We start from the raw sequence: 6,426 nt of genomic DNA, 5'->3' as shown, positions 1-6,426 counted from the left end.
TTGTTTTGCCTGTGGATGTGACAACGACTGCCGGCACTTTCAATCCAAGATCAATACCCATTGTTGCATCGCCAGTCGTTTGTCCGAATTGTTTTTCAACAGAAATTTGAACGTACCATTTGCCCGACTTCTCCACGACCTTCATTAGTCCAAGTTTTCCGCTTGACAGAATGTTATACTCTCGTTCGGTCAAACGGGATGCGACCCTGAGTCGCTGTACTTTCCCATCCATCATGACTGGAAATGCGACTACGTTGCCGTCAAACGAATAATTTTGATTGTTCACGTAGTAGGCTCTACGTTTTAATATCGGACGTTTCCCTTGCTTATTCGTCTTCTTATGTATGCTTCTTGCATCGCGAATGATTTGATTCCTTACCGCTGAAGGCAGCTTCGCTTCAATGTCTTTAGATGTTAGATGGGGGAATGTTCCTGCTCTTTCTGCTTGCATGGTGAGTCGGTTCGTCGCTTCGATATATGCATTGCCATGTTCGCGCAACAATGTGGGATTGTCAGGAAATATGCGAATCTGAACGGTTATGGTTTGCATCTGATCACCTCCTTCACGGATATTATACCAAACAAATGTTCGTATAAAAAGGCTTATTGCACAATGACTTTGATGTCCGTTTACTCAAACAATAACAGTAGAGATGTGTAGGACAATTAAGCTGACTGAAGGCAGAACTTGTCCTACGGCGATTCATCCCATGACTGAAGGCAAGGGCTTTCTCGGCTTGATTCTGTAAAAAGACATCATGCCGCTCAATCGGGGCATAATGTCTTGTCTGTAACGTAGCGGCAATCCCTGCCGTTAAGTGCTCTCGCGCATGCTCGATCCTGTGCCGTAGCGGCAATCCCTGGCACTGCGTGCGTTGAGTGCTCTCGCCTCCCCTATTGAGGAAGTCCTTTGTTATTTCGGCGCGCTTCTCTCACAGTGGACGGAGTTGGCAAACTTTCTTCGCTAATTCGTCGCGTTTCTCTCACAGTGGACGGAGTTGGCAAACTTTCTTCGCTAATTCGGCGCGCTTCCCTTCCAGTTGACGTAATTAGCAAACTATCTTTGATAATTCGGCGCGTGCCTCCCCCAATTACTTCCCCTTCCGCTCCGCAACCGCCCGCGCGATCCATACGCCCGCAGCGCCGGCTTGCGCCAAGCCGCGAGTGACGCCCGCGCCGTCTCCGCCGCAGTACAAGCCCGAAATTTCCGTTTCTAACGTCTCGCTGAGCTTTGGCCGGGCGGAATAGAACTTCGCTTCGACGCCGTAGAACAGGGTATGTTCGGATGCGATCCCCGGAGTAACCTTATCCAGCGCCTCCACCATCTCGATCAAGCTTTTCATCGTATTGTAAGGCAGCACTAACCCGAGATCTCCCGGAACGGCCTCATGAAGCGTCGGCTCGATGAAGCCCTCCTTGATACGCCCGGCCGTGGAACGGCGCCCTCTCAGAATATCCCCGTACTTCTGAACGATAACGCCTCCGCTCGAGAGATCGTTCGCCCTTTTGCAAATCTCCCGCGCATATTCGTTCGGTTTATCGAAAGGATCCGTGAATTTATGGGAGACCAGCAGCGCGAAGTTCGTATTCGCGGAGCCTAGAGCCGGATCCTTGAAGGCATGTCCGTTAGCCGCCATGACACCGCTGTGGTTCTCGACGACCACGTGCCCGGACGGGTTGCTGCAGAATGTTCTGACTCGCGTGCCCACGGAAGTATTGAAAACGAATTTCCCTTCGTACAGATGCTCGTTGATCTCGCGCATGACGACATCGGAGGTTTCCACTCGCACGCCCACGTCGACTTGATTGTTGACCATGACCAAGCGGCGCTTCTTCAGTACCTCGGTCAGCCAGCCGGAGCCATCCCTTCCCGGAGAAACCACGACGGTATCCGCCTCGATTTCCTCGCCGTTCTTGAGCAATATCCCCCGCACGCGATGTGCACCGTTCTCTTTTTCCGTCAACAAATCCGCGACTTCGGTCTTGAACCTCATGTCGATTCGGCTATCCAAGTAAACGTTAATGGATTTCAATATTTCAAGGTTTTGCTCTGTGCCCAGATGCCTAACCTGCGCCCGCAACAGCTTCAATCCCGCCGCGTACCCTCTATGCTCAATGTTCTTGACGAACTCGGTCGTCGGATCCGTTAGATTCAACGTCGCTCCGTGCTCTAGGTTGATCTCGTCCACGTAACGTATCAATCCCAATACTTGGGAAGGCGATAAATAGTCGGTTAACCAGCCCCCGAATTCCGTCGTGATGTTGAATTTACCGTCGCTATAGGCTCCCGCCCCGCCGAAACCGGCCGTAATCGAGCAAGCGGGCAGGCATCCTGCGAATTCTTTTTTCCCCGCGGGAGGCGGGCAAAGCTCTATTTTATTCTCCAGTATCGGGCAGTGGCGATTTTTAATATCATGGCCTTTGTCGACCAACAGCACCTTGAGATGCGGCGAGGTTCTCGATAATTCGTAACAGGTGAAAATACCGGCCGGACCCGCGCCAACAACGATAACGTCGTATTTGCTCATCTGAATAATCTCCTCCTGGTTGGCCCTCGCAGTCGCTGTTTGGACAGCACAAAAAAATTCCCGACTGCCAAAAGGGTGTGGGTGTGCCACATCCTTCGTAGTCGGGAATTTAAGGTTCCCGGTAGAGACCCCCGGCCCGTATCGCCAAGGATATACGAATGATTGAATCGAGTATTTAAGATCTTTTCCATTACGTAGAGTACCCCATTTAACCGTACAAGTCAATGGATGAACGTCATAATCATTCGCATATAAACTCAACCGATATAAAATTGTGTTCACAAAACTACTTTACATCCTCTATTTCCGAACATTATGAGAGTTATTGAACGATAGAAAAGAGGCAACCCACCAGGTTGCCTCTTTTCCGCGCTATTATATTCGATTATCCCGTCTCCGCCAACCGGACATCCACCGACACGTTTAGTCTCTGTCCCGAAGTGCCGCGATAGATCCCTTTTACCGGGACGATATCCATGTAATCTCGACCATGGCCTAGCTTCACGTAACGCCAGTTAATGAGGTTATTGTTCGTTGGATCAATGCCCTGCCAGCCTGCTCCGGGAATGTACACCTCAACCCAAGCGTGAGAGGCCTGCTCGAAATCCGCGTTCCTGCCCTGGAGGTCGCCAACGAAGTGATACCCGCTTACATACCTCGCCGGCACTCCCCTAAGCCTGCAAACGGCAAGTAATAGATGAGCGAAATCCTGGCAAACCCCTGTCCCGATCCCGATCAGCTCTGCCGCCGTCGTGTGCACGCCGGTTGAATGGGGCTTGTACTCGAAATCCCCGTATATCGAGCTTGCCGCATTCCGGATGAAGCCGAATACGCCCTCTTCCTCGCCTTGAATGCCGTAAGCGTAAGCTTCGACCGACGAGTGGAACGAGGCGAAGTGCGTAGGCAGCAAGTATTCCGCGTTACTATCGATGAAATCCTCGCTTCTCAGCCTGTTCCAGGATTCCTCCGGCCCCCAGGCCGTCTTCCATACGACATCCCGGTCTCTCGTCACCACGGTCGAGCGGGAAGTGATGACCAGCTCCCGATGAGGGGCGTAAGCGGTAAAAGAGTGCACCCGGTTTCCGAAATAATCCTCATAAGACTGCAGCTGCACGTTCGGCTCAATAATCAACCGGTGCTGATAACAAGCTTGTCGTTCATCCGTGCGAGGCGTGAGCCGGATTTCATTGACACTGTCCGTCACCGAAGAATCGTATTGGTACCTTGTCACGTGGCAAATGTCCAACTTCATGCGATAACCTCCCGTCCAGGGGAAAAAAAGTACTTGGCAACCGCTTCTCCGAGCTGCCTGTTCGTGCTTAGCAGCTGCTCTAGAATGGCGTTCAAAGTATCCATCGTTATGTCGTTGCGGTCTAACCAACCCAGCTCCGAACGCGCTTTGCCCGCAAGCCGGATCATCCGTTCGAGGGCGGAGCCCGACTTCTCAGATTGGCCGCGCATCGCCTTCAGATGCTGCTCGAAGGATGCGAGCGCGAAATGCACCGAACGCGGGAAAGTCTCCTGAAGCACGAGAAATCTGGCAACCTCTTCCAGCGAGATATCCTCGAGATCCAGCCGACGGAACGCCTCGTAACCTCCGACCGATTTTAGCACTGCCATTGTATAGGCGTAGGAAGCCTTGCGTTTATCCGGCTCGATGTTGCTGACGGATTGCAGCAGTCTGACTACGTTCTCCGAGCGCTCCAAGTATCGCCCGCTCTCTAACATCTGCCAAGACTCGTCGCGCAGCGCAATGGACACCGCCGTCCCCTGGAAAGCCGCAAGCCCTTCCTTTACCCTCTGGAAAAAGCGATGCGGGGATTGCTGCATAACCTCCTCCAGTTGAACGCCCCTTAACCACAGGTAGAAACCGTTCAACAAATTCCATAATTCGGAGGGAAGCTGCTCGCGAATTTTCTTCAGATTGTCGCGGGCTTGCGCGATGCATGACAGAATGGAGTTGTCTTGGGTAAGGTCGAGCGTTAGGAAATACAGCACATCGCGCTCCCGATAAGCCTCGTATCTCTCTTCGTACAGAGCGCAGTCGCCGATCGCCTCGGCTATTCGCCTCCAGACCGCTTCCGATTCTCCGCTGCCATCCTCCCGAAGATGGTAATACACATCCAGAAGCCGGGCATGATTCTCCGCGCGCTCGGTGTACCGCCCGATCCAGAACAACGATTCCGCTATGCGATCCAACATGGGCTTCACTCCTTAACAACTTATTTCGCCAATACCCAAGTATCTTTCACTCCGCCGCCCTGCGATGAGTTCACGACCAAGGAACCTTCCTTCATAGCCACCCGCGTTAGACCGCCTGGCAATACGTGGACGTTGTTGCCGTCCGCAAGCGCGAATACCCGAAGATCGATATGCCGATGGGCCATCCGGCCATCGAGGCTTATCGGAGAAGTAGAGAGCTTGATCGTCGGCTGCGCAATGTAATTGTCGGGGTTCTCGCGAATTTTAGCAGCGAACGCCTCCCGTTCCCGCTCCGTGGAAGCAGGGCCTACGAGCATCCCGTATCCTCCGGACAACGACGTCTCCTTGACGACCATCTCCTCCAGTCTTTCTAAGACATGCTCCCTCTCATCCCGTCGGCTCATAAGGTAAGTTGGCACGTTGTTCAGGATCGGCCGCTCGTTCAAGTAGTAACGAATCATCTCCGGAACGAAAGTGTAAATGGCCTTATCGTCCGCAACCCCTGTGCCGGGAGCATTCGCGATCGTGATATTCCCGAACCGGTATGCGTTCATCAACCCGGCCGCGCCTAGTATGGAATCGGGACGGAAAGCCAGCGGATCCAGATAATCGTCGTCGATGCGACGGTAGAGCACGTCGACCTTCTTCAAGCCGGATAGCTTGCGAATGTAGATTTTATTGTCCCTGCAGACGAGATCGCGTCCTTCGACAAGCTCCATGCCCATCTGCTGCGCGAGAAAAGTATGTTCGAAATAGGCCGAGTTGAAGCTCCCCGGAGTCAGAAGAGCGATAACCGGATCGGCCTTGTCCGTCGGAGCCAGGTTCCGCAAGGAGGAGCGGAATTCATGCAACGCGCGCTCGATGCCCCGAACAGGATACGAGAAGTACAACTCGGGGAAGTCGTGAGTCATGATCGAACGGCTTTTGAATACGTAGGAGAATCCCGAAGGCGACCGCAAATTGTCTTCCAGGACGAAATAGTCGCCCTTCTCGTCGCGGATCAGATCGATTCCGGAAGAGGTGACATAGGTTCCTCCAGGTACCGAAAGCCGCATCATCTCCGTGCGGAAATACCGGTTCCCCATCACCATGCGACGAGGAACGAGTCCATCCTTCAGAATGCATTGCTCGTGATAGATGTCCGCCAAGAAGGCATTCAACGCCCGAACTCTCTGCTTGGTGCCTTGCTCGATGATCTCCCATTCCTCTGCCGGTATAATTCGGGGAATAAGATCAAACGGAATGGTCCTCTCGAGCGCCTCCGGCTGGTCTCCGCCCGACAAGGTGAACGTGATCCCCTCTTCAAGAAGGCGACCGTTCATCTGCACCTGCCTGGCTACCCGATCCTCCAGCGACATACGGGAAAGCACCTGATGGACTTTGCCGTAATGGGTACGAACTTGAGCTCCGTTATACATCTCATTGTAGAAACGGGAGGAAGGCGAAGTTGCCGATACTTCGTTCATCATTTCCATGCAGATCGGCTCCTTCTCTCCAATGGGTTTTATTGTAATCATATGCTCCCAATATTCCTGTGTCAATAATGCTTACATTTAATTGCATATACTATTCGGTTATTAACATATAAGTAACATAATTAGTTATGTTAAAGTTACATAAGAGAATAACTCTCCATTCGCTTGATCGGCGAGCGTGTGTTACAATATTAAAGTCTTGCAGCACCGCAATTATAGAG

4 protein-coding genes, 1 pseudogene and 1 riboswitch are annotated in these 6,426 nt (G+C 52.4%); all 5 genes and pseudogenes read right to left on the bottom strand.

Going from position 1 to position 6,426, the window contains the following annotated elements:
• A pseudogene (locus E2980_RS22065) lies at nt 1-550 on the bottom strand (RNA-guided endonuclease TnpB family protein); the annotation flags it as partial.
• Between the two features lie 541 nt (nt 551-1,091).
• Entirely contained in the window at nt 1,092-2,618 is a 1,527-nt protein-coding gene (locus E2980_RS22060) for an NAD(P)/FAD-dependent oxidoreductase (RefSeq protein ID WP_276322379.1), read from the bottom strand.
• A riboswitch (purine riboswitch) is annotated at nt 2,607-2,706 on the bottom strand. (Overlaps the previous gene by 12 nt.)
• 207 nt (nt 2,707-2,913) lie before the next feature.
• On the bottom strand, nt 2,914-3,780 hold the full coding sequence (locus E2980_RS22055; RefSeq protein ID WP_135154391.1) for a transglutaminase family protein: 867 nt from the start codon (nt 3,778-3,780) through the stop codon (nt 2,914-2,916).
• Nucleotides 3,777-4,730 (bottom strand): alpha-E domain-containing protein, encoded by a 954-nt coding sequence (locus E2980_RS22050; protein ID WP_135154390.1) that lies wholly within the window; start codon nt 4,728-4,730, stop codon nt 3,777-3,779. The genes E2980_RS22055 and E2980_RS22050 overlap by 4 nt, the downstream gene beginning before the upstream one ends.
• 20 nt (nt 4,731-4,750) lie before the next feature.
• Nucleotides 4,751-6,205, bottom strand: a complete 1,455-nt coding sequence (locus E2980_RS22045; RefSeq protein ID WP_135154389.1) for a circularly permuted type 2 ATP-grasp protein — start codon at nt 6,203-6,205, stop codon at nt 4,751-4,753.
• Between the last annotated feature and the right edge of the window lie 221 nt (nt 6,206-6,426).

The organism is Cohnella luojiensis, from assembly GCF_004564235.1.
Classification (GTDB): domain Bacteria; phylum Bacillota; class Bacilli; order Paenibacillales; family Paenibacillaceae; genus Cohnella; species Cohnella luojiensis.
The sequence above is the reverse complement of the archived record's forward strand: the minus strand, read 5'-3'. Positions and strand labels throughout refer to the sequence as shown.

What these genes read in the sequence shown, in the direction of transcription:
- E2980_RS22050 (WP_135154390.1), bottom strand. Translation starts at nt 4,730, where the DNA reads ATGTTGGATCGCATAGCGGAATCGTTGTTCTGGATCGGGCGGTACACC.
- E2980_RS22055 (WP_135154391.1), bottom strand. Translation starts at nt 3,780, where the DNA reads ATGAAGTTGGACATTTGCCACGTGACAAGGTACCAATACGATTCTTCG.
- E2980_RS22045 (WP_135154389.1), bottom strand. Translation starts at nt 6,205, where the DNA reads ATGGAAATGATGAACGAAGTATCGGCAACTTCGCCTTCCTCCCGTTTC.